The organism is Corynebacterium sp. CQ3829_602738, from assembly GCF_054478435.1.
On record NZ_CM137003.1, the window covers coordinates 1,325,826 to 1,340,918 of the forward strand.

Consider the following 15,093-nt stretch of genomic DNA (forward strand, 5'->3'; position numbering starts at 1 on the left):
CCGAAAAATAGACTAAGCGGTATAGAATTGCCGCTATGTCAAAGCTGCTTTTCCTCTCCCTTCGCAACGGCGAGATCGGGCCGGACGTCGCCCACGCCGAGTACCACGACGCTCTGCGCGCCACGGGCTTGAGCGAAGTGGAGATGGAACTGCGCGTCATCGACTCCCCCGACTCCGAGCTCGGCCCCCTCGACCCCGTCAGCGGCATCATCGTCGGCGGCTGCTCGCTCAATGTGACCAACCCCGAGCGCGACGCGTGGCACAAGCGTATCGACGACATCCTGTCCGCCACCGTCGAATCGGGCAAGCCCGTCTTCTTCGTCTGCTTCGGCATCTCTTGGCTGGTGGACCACCTCGGCGGCGAGATCGGACGCACCCACCCCGAGCCGTCCGGCCCGACCACCGTGGACGTGGTGGCCGATGATGTTTTGGCCGGCCCCAGCGGCACGTTCACCGCGCTGACGGGGCACACCGAGAACCCGGTGCGCGTGCCAGGTTCTGTCACCGTGGTGGCCACCGCGCCCGACGGGATGGTGCAGATGGTCCGCTACACCGACCGGGTGTGGGCCACCCAGTTCCACGCCGAGATGGACGCCGACGCCATGCGCACCCGCATGGACTTCTTCCACGACTACGGCTACTTCCCCGCCGAGGAGTACGCCCGCATCGTCGCCGACCTGCCCAACCACGACGTAAGCCGGGCGAACGGGCTGCTGCGCACCTTCGCCCGGCTCTGCACCGAGGGCCGGTTCGACTAAATCTCGGCGACCTTCGCCTCGCCGCCCTCAAAGTCGAGCGGGTTGCGGTCGAACTGCTTGCCGCGGCCGACCGACTCGACGATCACATCTGCCACAAGCTCGCGTGGGGTTTCTGACGAGGGGTCCCTTTGGTCGTCGAGAAGCGCGATGCCCTTAGCCGGATCATCGGTGAGGCGGGTGGGCCCGAGGATCTGGTACGGCAGGTCGGAGGCGAGCAGCCGCTTATCGACGGCCTTCTTGGCCTCGACGTAGGCGTACCACGAACCGCCGTCGTCCTCCGTGGTGGCCTCGGCGGCGCCGGCGTAAGAGACCATGACGGTAAACGGGGCGAACTCGCCGAGCTCCTCGAGTGCGTCGATCATGGCCATCGCCGCGTCGCGGTCCACGGCAAAGGTGCGCTCGGCGGAACCGCCGCCGGCACCCGCGGACCACACGACCACGTCGAACGGGGTGAGCAGGCGGGCCCAGTCCTCCTCGTCGAGGGTGGTCAGGTCGCGGACGATGGCGGTCGCGCCGTCGTCGACAAGCTGTTGCACATGATCGGGGTTGCGCACGAGCGCGCTGACGCTGTGGCCAGCTGCGACGAGCTTGGGGACGGAGTGGCGCGAGACGTTGCCGCCCGCGCCGAGAACGAGAACGTGTTGGGATTGCTTAGGTGTTTCCATAACGCCCACCGTAACGCTATTTCTGCGCCTATACTTTGCGCATGCACGCAATTATTACGACCACTGGTAAGGACCGCCCCGGCGTCATCGCCGCAGTTGCCAAAACCGCCGCTGACGAGGGACTGAACATCCTCGACGTCTCCCAGACCATCATGGACGACTTCTTCACCATGATCATGCGCGTCGCACTGCCCGAGGGCGAGGTGGACATGGGTGCGCTGCAGGAGGCGTTCGACGCCGCCGGCAAGCCGCTCGGCATGGTCGTGCGCATCCAGTCCGAGGCCCTGTTCAGCGCCATCAACGACATCTAAGGGGCGGCTGTGAATTTCGAGTTTTCAGACGCGCGGTTCCTCGATGTCATCCGCATGATCGAGGACTACCGCCTAGACATCCGCACCGTGACCATGGGCATCTCGCTCATCGGCTGCACCCGGCCCACGATGGAGGCCACCGCGCAGGCGGTGTACGACCGCGTGGTCGAGCGCGCCCGCAACCTGGTGCCGGTGTGCGAAGGCATCGAGCGCGAGCTGGGCATCCCGATCGTGAACAAGCGCATCTCCGTCACCCCCGTCGCGCTGGTGGCGGCCGGCGCGGACGGCAACCCGGTGGAGATTGCCCGCGCGCTGGACCGCGCGGCCGGCGAGCTCGGCGTCAACTTCGTCGGTGGCTACTCCGCGCTGGTGGAAAAAGGCGGCACGACCGCGGACAAGAAACTGATCTGCTCCATCCCGGAGGCGCTGAGCGTCACCGATAACGTGTGCGGGTCGGTCAACGTGGCGTCGTCACGCGCCGGCATCAACATGAACGCCGTGGCCAAGATGGGCGAGATTGTGAAGGAGGCCGCGGAGGCGACCGCGGACCGCTCCTCCATCGCCTGCGCAAAGCTGGTCGTCTTCGCCAACGCCGTGGGCGACAACCCGTTCATGGCCGGCGCGTTCCACGGCATCGAGGAGCCGGACACGGTGATTTCGGTGGGTGTGTCGGGCCCCGGCGTCGTCGACAATGCGATTGCTCCGCTCAAGGGGGCGTCGTTGAACGAGGTCGCCGAGGAGATTAAGAAGGCTGCGTTTAAGATCACCCGCGCGGGCCAGCTCGTGGGCACGCTGGCGGCGGAACGTCTCGGCGTGCCGTTCGGTATCGTCGACCTCTCCCTCGCGCCGACTGCGGAGATGGGCGACTCGGTGGCGCACGTGCTCGAGCGCATGGGCCTAGACCAGGTGGGCACGCACGGCACGACCGCCGCGTTGGCGCTGCTCAACGACGCCGTGAAGAAGGGCGGCATGATGGCTTGCTCCCGCGTTGGCGGCCTGTCCGGCTCGTTCATCCCGGTCTCCGAGGACAAGGGCATGATCGAGGCGGTTCACAGCGGTGCCATCTCCATGGACAAACTCGAGGCGATGACTTCGATCTGTTCCGTCGGCTTCGACATGATCGCCATCCCCGGCGACACTTCAGCCGAGCTCATCGCGGGCATGATCGCCGACGAAGCCGCGATCGGCGTGATGAACCACAAGACCACCGCTTCGCGCCTGATCCCGGTGCCCGGGACCAAGCCCGGCGACGAGGTGAACTTCGGCGGCCTGCTCGGCTACGCGCCGGTCATTCCGGTGAACACGGTGGGTAACGACGAGTTCATCCACCGCGGCGGATTCATCCCCGCGCCGGTGCACGGGTTCAGGAACTAGCGCTTCTTCCCTACCGCGAACCAGGCGACCCAGCCCAGGGTATTGACAGCGCCAATCACCGGGGTCCACAGCCACTTCGGGCCGCGCACTCGCTTTGAGTTGGTGCGCGCCAGGTCGCGCAGCGCGAAAGCCTTACCAGCGGTGTCGATGGTGGCGAGCACGCCGGCAATGGTCTTCTGGTCGGAAGAAAGGCCGTTCCAGGCGTCCTTGATGGTGTCGATGATGTCGTTGTTTCTTGCCATATTGCGAGTGTAGCGGGCTGCTTTCGGGGTCCACGCTTCGTCCGTCGATAAGCAAGATGCTCACTATAGTGGACAAACTCTTGTGCGGTTTATGTTTCGGTTTATACGTTCGCGGAAACGAAACTTCCGAACCGAAGGAGGCCGCAAATGCAACGTCGTAAAATTCTGCACATCATTACCGAACGCGTTAACTGCGAACCCCGCGGGATCACAGTCGATTCAAACACTATGCAGTTCGAGTGGATTCTCGGTGACATCATCCTTTCTGGATATATTCCATAGAATTGAATCTATTTTTTTCAGGGGTTGAGGTAAGGAACATCTCTACAAAACCAGAGCCCTGGAGCATTTCGTCCCACTCGATAGATTCTTCATTTTTACTTAAATCAGGGAATCTTCCCCAAAGACGAACAACTTTTCCTTCGTGAAGTCCAGGGTTAAAGAGATCGAAGTGGTACCAGAGCTGATTTTCGGGGGAGCCGCTGTTTCTTCCCGCTTGGATGCCGACTCCTGCTAAAATTGTTTCCTCTGGAAGTATGGTGTCTTGAAACATTTGGGTGGATATATTTTTCAAAAACTTGATTTCATCAGTCGTGATAGAAATAAATTGATTGATGACTATTCTCCTAGCGGTAGAAAGCAGTGATTATTCCGACAGGTCGGCCGTCTCCGCTCACGGGATCTACTCGCTCTGTGGCAACAACCGTCATAACTCTTCCATTGATTGGGTAAGAGCATTCTTTCTTGCCATTTCCTGCATTTAAGCCGCCTTTGCAGTCGGGGGCGTTATGTAAAACTGTGTCAATCTCTGTAGTGGCTGGAACGAAACCGCCGTGACTGTCCTTGATGTGAGAAAGCCCAAAACCAACACTGCCGGGCTCATCTCCCTGCCCTACGCGGAGTGGAAGATCCTCGCCTTTCGGGCCAATGATTGTTTGGCTAATAGTCCAGTCAATTGGCTGAGCGGCCACTGCAGTGGGGGAAACAAGTAACCCGATAAATGCCACCAAAGTGGCGGATAAAAATTTCTTTACTTTCACGGGCAACACCCTTCAAAAATATCTGGAAGATATGCGACGGGAGAGAATAAACCTTTGGCGCTGATGTTGGGGTCAAGTGAGACATGAATCAAAAAGGAAACCCTGTCTCATTAATTATGATGGTTTAGCTCTCCGTTTCCCGCAAGACCTTTTGTGAATATATAAATTAATTTATTCAGAATCGACACCTCAGATCCTTTTCGGGGGCTGGAGCAGGCACTTACTTGGGTGTTCCACTGGAACTCAACGCCATTCGGCGCGAACGTCACTGGCAAGCTTCTTGATGTCCACAGCGAAGAATATTTGACGTTGGATTACGCTCGAGGTGAGGTGACCCCGCAGGTCAGTGGGATGCCGAAGATGCGCAGCGCGCTAACCCCAGACGACGTGTATCCCTTATTCGAGCTGGTCTGGGCCAAAAATGAGCCAGACCCATACGGAGAGACGCCGAAGTTTCCGAAGCTCTCGGCGGTGCGGCTCATTTGCGAACGCAGTGGAGAGCTCGCCTCCGGCATTGACGTCTTCTACCCAGTGGGCGGTGAAGATGCCATAGAGAAGTTCCTACCCCGAGTTCGTTGGGGCCAGACAGTCGATTCACTCTTCTCCGACCTCTGGCACTTCGGAGAGCTGAACGACTTGGTGAAACCGTTTCAATGCCTGAAAATCGGAAACGAGTACGCGACTACGACACCGCCACCGCGCGAGGTTGACTGCCCGATGGTCACCGTTGATGTCCCCAACGAGTCGCTCCGGCTAAGTAAGGCCGACGGCGAGTTGCTGATGATTGTGGACCTCACCGATGAGGCCGTTGAGCGGATGTTGGCCGAATTTAGGCGGCTAGTGGACCCCTGGGCGCAGCCTCGGATGCCCGTCGGTTCACATCCCGACTATGAGCCCTGGGCTGGCGCTGTGCCATTCTGAAAAATGTGATCCTCGTAACAGTTTTTCTCCTTATGTGTTCGATGGTGGACATAGATCCTGTTTATGTCGGGGCGGCTTGTAGGTTAATCGTAAACCCATTCGATTAGGCAACTTGAAAGGAGGGCGAAATGACCGTTGAACTGCGAAAGCACGTCGACACAATCATTCATGCCCTCCTGGCCATGAAGGACCTGTGTGCAGACCCCGATGCGGTCGAGTTCGAGGAGGTTCGGGAGGATTTCGAGCGCCTCGAAGCAATATTCAACGTGAAGGCTACGCTCGACGCGCTTTTCGCGTACGTGTGCGAGCGTGACGACGCCGGGCGCGTCGTCGGCTCAAAGCACGCCAATCAGTACCTTCAAAAGAAGCTTGGGTTGGAGCCCAAGGACGCCTACGACCGTCTCGCCCGAGGCCGGGACTACTACGGTGAGCCCGAGGTTGAAGAGGAGCAGGTCACCGACCTGTTCGACACCGAGTGTGAGGAGACGCCCGCGGATCCGGCGGCGGAGGCTGAGCGGGAGGAAGCGGCCCGCGAGGCTGCTCGAGCAGCTGCCCGCGAAGAGGCGCGGCGCAAGCAAGAAGAAGCCCGCCGTGCCGCCGAGCGCGTGAACGCCGAGAAACAGCGCGTGATCCGCCAAGAGCTAGACAAGCTTGTCGGGGATGCGAAGGGAGCGCGTGCCCGTCTCCAGGTGGACGCGCTCGCGGAGGCTCCTCGACGTTCCGTGAAAGATTTGCGCGCCACCGTGCGCCGCTGGGTCGAGCGCGAGAACCGCAAGCACGTCGAGCCCACGAACCCGAATGCAGGCATGGAAAACCGCGGGCTGTACATCGGCGCTCAGCGCGCAGACGGGACATGCCGGATCACTATCGATGCCGTGGCCTCTGATTCAGCGCTGTTCAAAGCACTGAGCGATAAGGGGTTGGTGCCCAACTCGAACCTCCCCGAGGGTGTGGAGGATTACCGCACGCCGTCGCAACGCAGGTACGACCAGTTCTCTGAGATCCTCAAGCATTACGACGCCTGTGAGAAGCCAACCGGCGGCGGGTGCGCGTCCGTGGTTGTGTCGGTGACGCTGGACGAGCTGGCGGAGGCCGAGCCGACCACGAAGTTCGCCACCAACACCGGAATCGAGCTCGACGCCTTCGACCTCGTGCGTTTGGGCATGGATGGTACTTCCGACTTCGTGCTGACTGTCGACGACGCAACGTCGTTGCCGTTGAACCTCTATCGGACGCGTCGACTGGCGTCACTGGCGCAGCGGATCACCTTGCTGGCGGTGCAGGGCGTGTGCGCCTGGACCGGCTGCACTGCCCCGCTCACGGAGACGGAGATCCACCACATCACATCGTGGCTGCAAGGCGGTGACACCAACATCGACAACCTCACAGCGCTGTGTCGGACCCACCACCGCTGCAACAACGACTTCAAAGACCACAGAAACAACACCAGTCACATGGATGTGGACCCAGCGACGGGTCGGGCCGGGGTGAAGGAACCCGAGTGTGCAACGCTGCAGTTCAACCACGCGGACTCGGCCGAGCATTCAGCGGTGAACAGGTTACGGAAGAGACACCGGCAGCGCGATCGGGCAACCGTGCCCGATCCGGGTGGCGCTACGGCCCCACCGGATACTCGCGTACCACCAGAACCGCCGGATCCACCTCCCCCACGGGAGCCGGTGGAGCCCCCGCCATGGGCGAAGGGGCAAGACCCGTACCCGCCGTTCTAGATTTGCCCCGAGCACCTCGGGAAGTTTAGGCGAGCTCGACGATCTCCATGTACTCGTCGCTCCACATGTCCTCGTCGCCCTCGGGCATGATGATGACCCGCTCCGGCTCAAGCGCGCGCACCGCGCCCGGGTCGTGGGTGACCAGGACGACGGCACCCGTGTAGGTCTTGAGCGCGTCGAGGACCTGCTCGCGGGATTGGGGGTCGAGGTTGTTGGTGGGCTCGTCGAGCAGCAGCACGTTCGCGCGCGAGGAGACGAGGGTCGCCAGCGCGAGGCGGGTCTTCTCGCCGCCCGAGAGCGTGCCCGCGGGCTGCTCCAGCTTGTCGCCCGAGAACATGAAGGCGCCAAGCAGGCCTCGCAGGTCCTGCTGGCCGGCGTCGGGGCAGGCCGCGATGGTGTTCTCCCAGACGCTCTTGTCGCCGTCGATGGTGTCGTGCTCCTGGGCGAAGTAGCCGATCTTCAGCCCGTGGCCCGAGACCACGCCGCCCTCGCCGTCGGTGCGCTCCACCCCAGCGAGCAGCTTGAGCAAGGTGGTCTTGCCGGCGCCGTTGGTGCCCAGCACGACCACGCGCGAGCCCTTGTCCACCGCCAAGTCCACCCCCGCGAAGACCTCGAGGGAGCCGTACATCTTGGTCAAGCCCTTGCCAAACAGCGGGGTTTTGCCGCACGGCGCCGGCTCCGGGAAGGAGATGGAGGCGACCTTGTCGGCCACCCGGACCTCGTCGAGCTCCCCCATCATTCGCTCGGCGCGCGCCATCATCTGCTTCGCGGCCGAGGCCTTCGTGGCCTTCGCGCCCAACTTCGCGGCCTGCTTCTGCAGGGCTGAGGCCTTCTTCTCGGCGTTGGCGCGCTCGCGGCGGCGCCGGGCCTCGTCGAGGGCGCGGGCATCCTTGTACTTGGAAAAGCCCATGTTGTACACGTCGGCCTCGGCGCGCACCGCGTCCAGGAACCAGACCTTGTTGCACACCGCGTCGAGCAGCTCAACATCGTGGGAGATCATGATCAGCCCGCCCTCGTGCTTGGACAGGAAGTTGCGCAGCCAAGAGATGGAGTCGGCGTCGAGGTGGTTGGTCGGCTCGTCGAGAAGCAGGGTGGTCTGGGACTTGCCCGAGCCTTGGCGCGAGGCGAACAGGATCTGGGCGAGCTCCACGCGGCGCCGCTGGCCGCCCGACAGGGTCTTCAGCTGCTGGTCCAGGATGCGCTCCGGCAGCCCCAGGTTGTCGCAGATCTGCGCCGCCTCCGCGTTGGCCTCGTAACCGCCGAGCGCCTGGTAGCGCTCCTCCAAGCGGGAAAACTTCGCGATCGCCTTGTCGCGCTCCTCCCCGTCCGTCTCCTCCATCAGCTTCTGCTGCTTGGCCATCGAACGCTGGATCTGGTCCAGGCCGCGGGCCGACAGGACGCGGTCGCGGGCGGTCTGCTCAATGTCGCCCTCCTTGGAGTCCTGCGGGAGGTAGCCGATCTCGCCCGAGCGGGTCACCGAACCGCCGTAGGGTTCGGTCTCCCCCGCCAGGATGCGCATCGTGGTGGTCTTGCCGGCGCCGTTGCGGCCGACCAAGCCGATGCGGTCGCCGGGTTGGACGCGGAGGTGCTGGCCGGGGGCGTCGAGAAGCGTGCGCGCGCCGACCCGGACCTCGAGATCATTGGTGACAATCACGGGGGTTCACTGTATCAACCACCCCCAAATCGCCAGCTACTTCTTCGACACCGCGCGCACGATCCAAACGATTAGCGCGATGATCAGCGCGACCTTCAGCGCAACCAGGCCGACGGTACCGAGCATGGCCAGAATTTCAGCAAACCCAACGTTCACAACAATCCTCCTTCACAACGCGCAAGTCCCCCACAGGTTAACAACCTGGGGGGACTTCAAGGGGCGCTTTTACACCGCGAAACCGAGGGCGCGGAGCTGCTCGCGGCCCTCCTCGGTGATGAACTGCGGGCCCCACGGCGGCATCCAGACCCAGTTCAGGTCCAGCTCGTCGACCGCCGTGTTGTTCACGACCGACAGGGTGGCCTGGTCCTCGATCACGTCGGTGAGCGGGCACGCCGGCGACGTAAGCGTCATGTTGACCACCGCAACGGTCTTGCCCTCGCGCTCCTCAATCCACAGGTCGTAGACCAAGCCGAGGTCAACGACGTTGATGCCCAGCTCCGGATCGATCACGTCGTGGAGGTACTCCTCCACCTCGCCGATGAGCTTGAGCTGCTCCTCGGTCTGCTGCGGGCGCTCCGCCTGCTTATCCGGTTCAGTCATGGCTACTCCTTATCTTCCGGGGCGTCCGATTCTCCCAGTGCGTCCGACGTCGCCGCCTGGAACGCCTTCCACCCCAGCAGCGCGCACTTCACGCGCGCCGGGAACTTGGCCACGCCGGCGAAGGCCACGCCGTCGCCGATCTTCTCTGCATCCCCCTCGACGGTGCCCCGCGAGGTGATCATCTCGTCGAACGCGGCGAGCTTCGACATCGCCTCGTCGACAGGCAGCCCAATGACCTCCTCGGCCATCACCGAGGTGGAGGCCTGCGAGATCGAGCAGCCCTCAGCGTCGTAGGAAACGTCCTCGACCGTGGCGCCGTCCTCGGACAGGTGCACGCGCAGCGTCAGCTCGTCGCCGCACGACGGGTTGACGTGGTGCACCTCCGCCTCGTACGGCTCGCGCAGCCCCGCATGCTGCGGGTTCTTGTAGTGGTCCAGGATGACTTCCTGGTACATGGATTCGAGGTTCATCGCGCGAAAAACTCCTTCGCTTTGCTAATCGACGACACCAAGGTATCAACCTCGTCCAGCGTGTTGTACAGGTAGAAGCTCGCCCGGGACGTGGACTGCATGTCCAGCCCCCGGTGCAGCGGCCACGCGCAGTGGTGGCCCGTGCGGATGGCAACACCCTCGGAATCGAGCACCTGGCCCAGGTCGTGCGGGTGCACGCCCTCGACCGTAAAGGCGATCGCGCCGCCGCGGTTGTCGGCGGTGAGCGGTCCGGCGATCCGGAGGCCGTCGATACGCTGCATCTGCTCCAGGGCGTAGGCGGTGAGCTCGCGCTCGTGGGCGGCGATGTCCTCCATGCCGATCTCGGTGAGGAAGCGCACCGCCTCGCCGAGCCCCACGACCTGGGAGGTCATCTGGGTGCCCGCCTCGAAGCGCTGCGGCGCCGGCGCGTAGGTGGAGCCCTCCATGCGCACGACCTCGATCATCGAGCCGCCCGTGAGGAACGGCGGCAGCTCGTTAAGGTGCTTCGAGTACAGCGCGCCCACGCCGTTTGGGCCGCACATCTTGTGCCCGGAGAACGCCGCGAAGTCGACGTCGAGTGCGTGGAAGTCCACCGGCATGTGCGGCACCGACTGGCAGGCGTCGAGCACGGTGAGCGCGCCGACGGCCTTTGCGCGGCGCACCATCTCGGCGACGTCGGCGTGCGCGCCGGTGACGTTGGACTGGTGGGTAAAGGCAACAACCTTGACCGTGTCGTCGAGCTCGAGCGAGTCGAGGTCGATGCGGCCGTCCTCGGTCATCGCATACCATTTCAGCTCAGCACCGGTGCGGCGCGCCAGCTCCTGCCACGGCACGAGGTTGGCGTGGTGCTCCAGCTCCGTGATCACGATGGTGTCGCCCTCGCCCACGGCGAACGAGCCGGCGCGGGAATCACCCAGCACGTACGCGACCAGGTTCAGCGCCTCAGTGGCGTTTTTGGTGAACGCGATCTCGTCGTTGTCGGCGCCGACGAAGGCCGCGATGGCCTCGCGGGCGGACTCGTACGCGTCGGTGGCCTCCTCCGCCAGCTCGTAGGAGCCGCGGTGCACGGGCGCATTGCAGCCGAGCACGAAGTCGCGCTCAGCGTCCCAGACCCGCTGCGGGCGCTGCGACGTCGCCCCCGAATCCAGGTACACCAGCGGCTTGCCGCCGCGCACGGTGCGAGACAGGATCGGGAACTCCTTGCGGATGGCTGTTACGTCGAGCGCCATTAGATGAACTTCTCGTAGCCCTCGGCCTCGAGCTGGTCGGCGAGCGAGGAGTCGCCGGTCTGCACGATCTTGCCGTCGGCGAAGACGTGGATGAAGTCGGGCTTGACGTAGTTCAAGATGCGCTTGTAGTGCGTGATCATGAGCACGCCGCCGCCGGTCTCCTCCTGGTAGCGGTTGATGCCCTCGGAAACGATGCGCAGCGCGTCGACGTCCAGGCCGGAGTCCGTCTCGTCCATGACCGCGAATTTCGGCTTCATCAGGGCAAGCTGCATGACCTCGTGGCGCTTCTTCTCGCCGCCGGAGAAGCCCTCGTTGACGGAGCGCTCGGAGAAGGAGGCGTCCATCTGCAGCGCCTCGCGGGCGGCATTGAGCTCGCCGACCCACTCGCGCAGCTTCGGGGCCTCGCCGCGCACCGCGGTGACTGCGGAACGCATGAAGTTCGAGGAGGACACGCCCGGCACCTCAACCGGGTACTGCATGGCCAGGAAGAGGCCGGCGCGGGCGCGCTCGTCGATTTCCATGTCGAGGACGTTCTCGCCGTCGAGAAGCACCTCGCCCTCGGTGACCTCGTACTTCGGGTGGCCCGCCAGCGTGTAGGCCAGGGTGGACTTGCCGGAGCCGTTCGGGCCCATGATCGCGTGGGTCTCGCCGCCCTTGATGGTCAGGTTGACGCCCTTGAGGATCGGCTTCGGCTCTTGGCCTTCCTCGGTGGGCAGGACGTTGGCGTGCAGGTTCTTGATTTCCAGGGTGGACATGTATTGCTCCTTTTAGTTTTCGTTGCGCTCGAGCTCGCCGGCGACGCGGGCGATGAGTTCTTCGCGGATGGACTCGACGGGGATCTGGTTGAGAACCTCGTTGAAGAAGCCGCGGATGATCAGGCGGGTGGCGTCTTCCTCGCGGATGCCGCGGGAGCGCAGGTAGAACAGCTGGTCGTCGTCGAAGCGGCCGACGGTTGCGGCGTGGCCCGCGCCGGCGATCTCGCCGGTTTCGATCTCCAGGTTCGGGATGGCGTCGGCGCGTGCGCCGTCGGTGAGCACCAGGTTGCGGTTGGTCTCGTAGGTGTCGGTGCCCTTCGCCTCGGCGCGGATGAGCACGTCGCCCACCCAGCAGGTGCGGGCCTCGGGCAGCTTGGAGGCCTTGTCGCCCTGCAGCGCACCCTTGTACAGCACGTTGGAGCGGCAGTTCGGCACCGCGTGGTCCACCAGCAGGCGGTTCTCGATGTACTGGCCCGCGTCGGCGAAGTACACGCCGGTCAGCTCGGCGTCGCCGCCCGGCGCCTCAAAGGCAAGGCGCGGGGTGATGCGGACGACCTCGCCGCCGAAGGTGGCCACGTGGTGGCGCAAGGTTGCATCGCGCTTCACGACGATCGACTGCTGGCCCACATGCACCGCATCCAGTTCCCAGTCGGCGTCCACCACGGCGTTGACGCGGGAGCCCTCGCCGATGACCCAGTTGACGTTGTCGGCGTGGGTGCCGGAGCCGGCGTAGCGCACCACAACGGTGGCGGAAGAGTTCGCGCCGGTCTCGACCACAATCGTGCCGAAGGTGGTCTTGTCGGCGCCCGCGCCGGTGACCGTGACGGTGACCGGCTCGGCCAGCTCTGCGTTCGCCGGCACCGTAATCAGGGTGGCGTTCTCGGAGGAGCTCCACGCCTGGGCGGCGACACGGTCGACGGGGGCGCCGGCGGCGGTCACGCGCTCGTCGTCAAGCGAAACTTGCTCGACTGCGACCTCGCTGGGGGCATCCACCGCAATCTGCGCCTCGGTCTGCGGGGCGAACTGGCCGTTGTGCAGGCCGCGCAGGCGGCGCAGGGAGATGAAGCGCCAGACCTCGTCGCGGCCGCCCGGGACCTCGAAGTCCTCCACGTTGAAGGAGGAAAACAGGTCGCCCTTGTTGTTGTGCGTGGTGGCGTTTTTGACGGTTTCGGCCATTTAGCCCACCGATCCTTCCATTTGCAGCTCGATGAGGCGGTTCAGCTCGAGGGCGTACTCCATGGGCAGCTCCTTGGCGATCGGCTCGACGAAGCCGCGCACGATCATGGCCATGGCCTCTTCCTCGGCGATGCCGCGCGACATGAGGTAGAACAGCTGGTCCTCGGAAACCTTGGACACCTTCGCCTCGTGGCCCAGGGTCACGCGGTCGTTGCGGATGTCGTTGTACGGGTAGGTGTCCGAGCGCGAAATGTCGTCCACCAGCAGCGCGTCGCACTCCACGTTGGACGCGGAGTCGTGCGCGTTGGCGTTGATCTGCACCAAGCCGCGGTAGGCCGCGCGGCCGCCGCCGCGGGCGACGGACTTGGACACGATGGACGAGGAGGTGTGCGGTGCCATGTGCGTCATCTTCGCGCCGGTGTCCTGGAACTGGCCCTCGCCAGCGAACGCGACGGAGAGCACCTCGCCGCGGGCGTGCTCGCCGGTCATCCACACGGCCGGGTACTTCATGGTCACCTTGGAGCCGATGTTGCCGTCGACCCACTCCATGGTCGCGCCCTCTTCAGCCTTCGCACGCTTGGTGACCAGGTTGTAGACGTTGCTCGACCAGTTCTGGATGGTGGTGTAGCGGCAGCGGCCGCCCTTCTTCACGATGATCTCCACCACCGCGGAGTGCAGCGAGTCCGACTTGTAGATCGGGGCGGTGCAGCCCTCGACGTAGTGCACGTAGGCGTCCTCGTCGACGATGATGAGGGTGCGCTCGAACTGGCCCATGTTTTCCGTGTTGATGCGGAAGTAGGCCTGCAGCGGGATGTCCACGTGGACCCCCGGCGGGACGTAGATGAAGGAGCCGCCGGACCACACGGCGGTGTTCAGCGCCGAGAACTTGTTGTCGCCGGCCGGGATGACGGAGCCGAAGTACTCCTTGAACAGGTCCTCGTGCTCGCGCAGGGCCGTGTCGGTGTCGACGAAGATGACGCCCTTTTCCTCCAGGTCCTCGCGGATCTGGTGGTAGACCACCTCGGACTCGTACTGCGCGGCCACACCTGCGACGAGGCGCTGCTTCTCCGCCTCCGGGATGCCCAGCTTGTCGTAGGTGTTCTTGATGTCCTCCGGCAGGTCGTCCCAGCTGGCGGCCTGCTCCTCGGTGGAGCGGACGTAATACTTGATGTTGTCGAAGTCGATGTCGGACAAGTCCGCGCCCCAGGTGGGCATCGGCTTTTTGTCGAAGATCTCCAACGCCTTCACGCGCTGGTTGAGCATCCATTCCGGCTCGTTTTTGATGCCGGAGATGTCGCGCACGACCTCTTCGTTCAGGCCGCGGCGCGCGGAGGCGCCGGCGACGTCAGAGTCGTGCCAGCCGTAGTTGTAGGCGCCGATCGACTCGATGATCTCGTCGTCGTTCATCGGCTTCTCAAGGCCTGGTGTGGGCTTCACTTCAGTCATTGTCAGCCGCTCCTTTCGTTGCTGTTCCCGCCGGGCGCGTCCGGGTGCGCGCCGCAGCAAGGGGGATGTTAGTTGTGCAGATTCCGTCGCCGTCGGAGATGAGGGCGAGCGGCTGCACATGCGTATCGACGATCCGCGCCACCGCCTCCCTTTCCGCCTCGCAGAATTCCGGGTGCGCCGCGGCGACCGCGGACACCGGGCAGTGGTGCTGGCAAATTTGGATGCCGGCATCGGTGCGGTGGACGCTCGGGGCGTAGCCGTGCCTTTCCAGCGCGGCGGCGACGCGGCGCGCCGTCTCCTCGGCATCTTCCGCCGGTTCCACGTCGCCGAGGATCTTCTCCACGCGAGCGCGGGCGAAGTCGCGCACCGCGTCTTCGCCCCCGATCTGCTGGATCAGTTCCACGGCGTCGAGCGCGAGACCGTCGTAATGCGAACCGAAGCGCTCCCGGCCCGCGGCGGTGAGCTGGAAGTGCTTGGCCGGACGGCCGCGCCCCTGCTCCTCGCCCGCGACGGCGCGCGGTGCGCAAGGCTCGGCCAGCTGCTCCTCGACGAGCTTGTCCACGTGCCTGCGCACGCCGGCCGCCGAGAGGTCGAGCTCTTCCGCGATGTCGCTGGCCGCTACCGGCCCCCGCTTGAGCAGGACCGACATCACCTGCGAGCGCGTGTCGCCGCCAGCGCGGGACGCGTCCGCAGGAGCGGGGTTGCGGCTTACTGCTGAATTC

General features: G+C 64.1%; 17 protein-coding genes. 5 read left to right on the top strand and 12 right to left on the bottom strand.

Annotation, left to right across the window (positions count from 1 at the left end; genetic code table 11):
* Positions 1-35 precede the first annotated feature (35 nt).
* On the top strand, positions 36-758 hold the full coding sequence (locus ACX1NL_RS06415; RefSeq protein WP_458897670.1) for a glutamine amidotransferase-related protein: 723 nt from the start codon (positions 36-38) through the stop codon (positions 756-758).
* On the opposite strand, the gene ACX1NL_RS06420 is transcribed toward ACX1NL_RS06415, so the two are convergent.
* Positions 755-1,423 (bottom strand): NAD(P)H-binding protein, encoded by a 669-nt coding sequence (locus ACX1NL_RS06420; protein WP_458897671.1) that lies wholly within the window; start codon positions 1,421-1,423, stop codon positions 755-757. The two genes, ACX1NL_RS06415 and ACX1NL_RS06420, sit on opposite strands and share 4 nt — an antisense overlap.
* A gap of 41 nt (positions 1,424-1,464) precedes the next feature.
* Between ACX1NL_RS06420 and ACX1NL_RS06425 the strand changes: the two genes are divergently transcribed.
* Positions 1,465-1,734 (top strand): ACT domain-containing protein, encoded by a 270-nt coding sequence (locus ACX1NL_RS06425; protein WP_070473941.1) that lies wholly within the window; start codon positions 1,465-1,467, stop codon positions 1,732-1,734.
* A gap of 54 nt (positions 1,735-1,788) precedes the next feature.
* Positions 1,789-3,108 (top strand): DUF711 family protein, encoded by a 1,320-nt coding sequence (locus ACX1NL_RS06430; RefSeq protein ID WP_458898914.1) that lies wholly within the window; start codon positions 1,789-1,791, stop codon positions 3,106-3,108.
* Here the strand turns inward: ACX1NL_RS06430 and ACX1NL_RS06435 are convergent.
* The 3 genes from ACX1NL_RS06435 to ACX1NL_RS06445 all read right to left on the bottom strand — a co-directional run bounded on the left by ACX1NL_RS06435 (position 3,105) and on the right by ACX1NL_RS06445 (position 4,390).
* Positions 3,105-3,350, bottom strand: a complete 246-nt coding sequence (locus ACX1NL_RS06435) for a PLDc N-terminal domain-containing protein (protein WP_070845331.1) — start codon at positions 3,348-3,350, stop codon at positions 3,105-3,107. The two genes, ACX1NL_RS06430 and ACX1NL_RS06435, sit on opposite strands and share 4 nt — an antisense overlap.
* A gap of 256 nt (positions 3,351-3,606) precedes the next feature.
* Complete coding sequence (locus ACX1NL_RS06440; RefSeq protein ID WP_148363845.1) at positions 3,607-3,903, bottom strand: hypothetical protein; 297 nt, start codon at positions 3,901-3,903, stop codon at positions 3,607-3,609.
* A 73-nt stretch (positions 3,904-3,976) separates the two neighbouring features.
* Positions 3,977-4,390, bottom strand: a complete 414-nt coding sequence (locus ACX1NL_RS06445; protein ID WP_311389463.1) for a hypothetical protein — start codon at positions 4,388-4,390, stop codon at positions 3,977-3,979.
* 228 nt (positions 4,391-4,618) lie between these two features.
* Between ACX1NL_RS06445 and ACX1NL_RS06450 the strand changes: the two genes are divergently transcribed.
* Complete coding sequence (locus tag ACX1NL_RS06450; protein WP_458897672.1) at positions 4,619-5,311, top strand: hypothetical protein; 693 nt, start codon at positions 4,619-4,621, stop codon at positions 5,309-5,311.
* A gap of 128 nt (positions 5,312-5,439) precedes the next feature.
* Positions 5,440-7,041: an HNH endonuclease signature motif containing protein gene (locus ACX1NL_RS06455; protein WP_458897673.1), complete on the top strand. Its 1,602-nt coding sequence runs from the start codon at positions 5,440-5,442 to the stop codon at positions 7,039-7,041.
* A 25-nt stretch (positions 7,042-7,066) separates the two neighbouring features.
* On the opposite strand, the gene ACX1NL_RS06460 is transcribed toward ACX1NL_RS06455, so the two are convergent.
* The 8 genes from ACX1NL_RS06460 to ACX1NL_RS06495 form a co-directional block, all read right to left on the bottom strand.
* Positions 7,067-8,695, bottom strand: coding sequence for an ABC-F family ATP-binding cassette domain-containing protein (locus ACX1NL_RS06460; RefSeq protein ID WP_458897674.1), 1,629 nt, complete (start codon positions 8,693-8,695; stop codon positions 7,067-7,069).
* Positions 8,696-8,920: 225 nt separating this feature from the next.
* A complete protein-coding gene (locus tag ACX1NL_RS06465; RefSeq protein WP_239355788.1) occupies positions 8,921-9,295 on the bottom strand; it encodes a metal-sulfur cluster assembly factor in 375 nt (124 codons plus the stop codon).
* Positions 9,296-9,297: 2 nt separating this feature from the next.
* Positions 9,298-9,765 (bottom strand): Fe-S cluster assembly sulfur transfer protein SufU, encoded by a 468-nt coding sequence (sufU, locus tag ACX1NL_RS06470; protein WP_269509814.1) that lies wholly within the window; start codon positions 9,763-9,765, stop codon positions 9,298-9,300.
* Entirely contained in the window at positions 9,762-10,994 is a 1,233-nt protein-coding gene (locus tag ACX1NL_RS06475) for a cysteine desulfurase (protein WP_239355790.1), read from the bottom strand. Before ACX1NL_RS06475 ends, sufU begins: the two co-directional genes overlap by 4 nt.
* Positions 10,994-11,749, bottom strand: a complete 756-nt coding sequence (gene sufC, locus ACX1NL_RS06480; RefSeq protein ID WP_458897675.1) for a Fe-S cluster assembly ATPase SufC — start codon at positions 11,747-11,749, stop codon at positions 10,994-10,996. The genes ACX1NL_RS06475 and sufC overlap by 1 nt, the downstream gene beginning before the upstream one ends.
* 12 nt (positions 11,750-11,761) lie before the next feature.
* Complete coding sequence (sufD, locus tag ACX1NL_RS06485) at positions 11,762-12,925, bottom strand: Fe-S cluster assembly protein SufD (protein WP_239355792.1); 1,164 nt, start codon at positions 12,923-12,925, stop codon at positions 11,762-11,764.
* Positions 12,926-14,371 carry a Fe-S cluster assembly protein SufB gene (sufB, locus tag ACX1NL_RS06490; RefSeq protein ID WP_269951916.1) on the bottom strand — a complete coding sequence of 482 codons (1,446 nt, stop codon included), beginning with the start codon at positions 14,369-14,371 and terminating at the stop codon, positions 12,926-12,928.
* Positions 14,364-15,020, bottom strand: a complete 657-nt coding sequence (locus ACX1NL_RS06495; protein WP_458898915.1) for a helix-turn-helix transcriptional regulator — start codon at positions 15,018-15,020, stop codon at positions 14,364-14,366. Before ACX1NL_RS06495 ends, sufB begins: the two co-directional genes overlap by 8 nt.
* Positions 15,021-15,093 lie beyond the last annotated feature (73 nt).

Excerpts from the sequence above, each read along its gene's own strand:
- ACX1NL_RS06415 (WP_458897670.1), top strand. The coding sequence starts at position 36 with ATGTCAAAGCTGCTTTTCCTCTCCCTTCGCAACGGCGAGATCGGGCCG.
- sufB (WP_269951916.1), bottom strand. The coding sequence starts at position 14,371 with ATGACTGAAGTGAAGCCCACACCAGGCCTTGAGAAGCCGATGAACGAC.
- sufU (WP_269509814.1), bottom strand. The coding sequence starts at position 9,765 with ATGAACCTCGAATCCATGTACCAGGAAGTCATCCTGGACCACTACAAG.
- sufD (WP_239355792.1), bottom strand. The coding sequence starts at position 12,925 with ATGGCCGAAACCGTCAAAAACGCCACCACGCACAACAACAAGGGCGAC.
- ACX1NL_RS06465 (WP_239355788.1), bottom strand. The coding sequence starts at position 9,295 with ATGACTGAACCGGATAAGCAGGCGGAGCGCCCGCAGCAGACCGAGGAG.
- ACX1NL_RS06440 (WP_148363845.1), bottom strand. The coding sequence starts at position 3,903 with ATGTTTCAAGACACCATACTTCCAGAGGAAACAATTTTAGCAGGAGTC.
- ACX1NL_RS06455 (WP_458897673.1), top strand. The coding sequence starts at position 5,440 with ATGACCGTTGAACTGCGAAAGCACGTCGACACAATCATTCATGCCCTC.
- ACX1NL_RS06435 (WP_070845331.1), bottom strand. The coding sequence starts at position 3,350 with ATGGCAAGAAACAACGACATCATCGACACCATCAAGGACGCCTGGAAC.
- ACX1NL_RS06425 (WP_070473941.1), top strand. The coding sequence starts at position 1,465 with ATGCACGCAATTATTACGACCACTGGTAAGGACCGCCCCGGCGTCATC.
- sufC (WP_458897675.1), bottom strand. The coding sequence starts at position 11,749 with ATGTCCACCCTGGAAATCAAGAACCTGCACGCCAACGTCCTGCCCACC.
- ACX1NL_RS06495 (WP_458898915.1), bottom strand. The coding sequence starts at position 15,020 with ATGTCGGTCCTGCTCAAGCGGGGGCCGGTAGCGGCCAGCGACATCGCG.
- ACX1NL_RS06430 (WP_458898914.1), top strand. The coding sequence starts at position 1,789 with ATGATCGAGGACTACCGCCTAGACATCCGCACCGTGACCATGGGCATC.
- ACX1NL_RS06475 (WP_239355790.1), bottom strand. The coding sequence starts at position 10,994 with ATGGCGCTCGACGTAACAGCCATCCGCAAGGAGTTCCCGATCCTGTCT.
- ACX1NL_RS06420 (WP_458897671.1), bottom strand. The coding sequence starts at position 1,423 with ATGGAAACACCTAAGCAATCCCAACACGTTCTCGTTCTCGGCGCGGGC.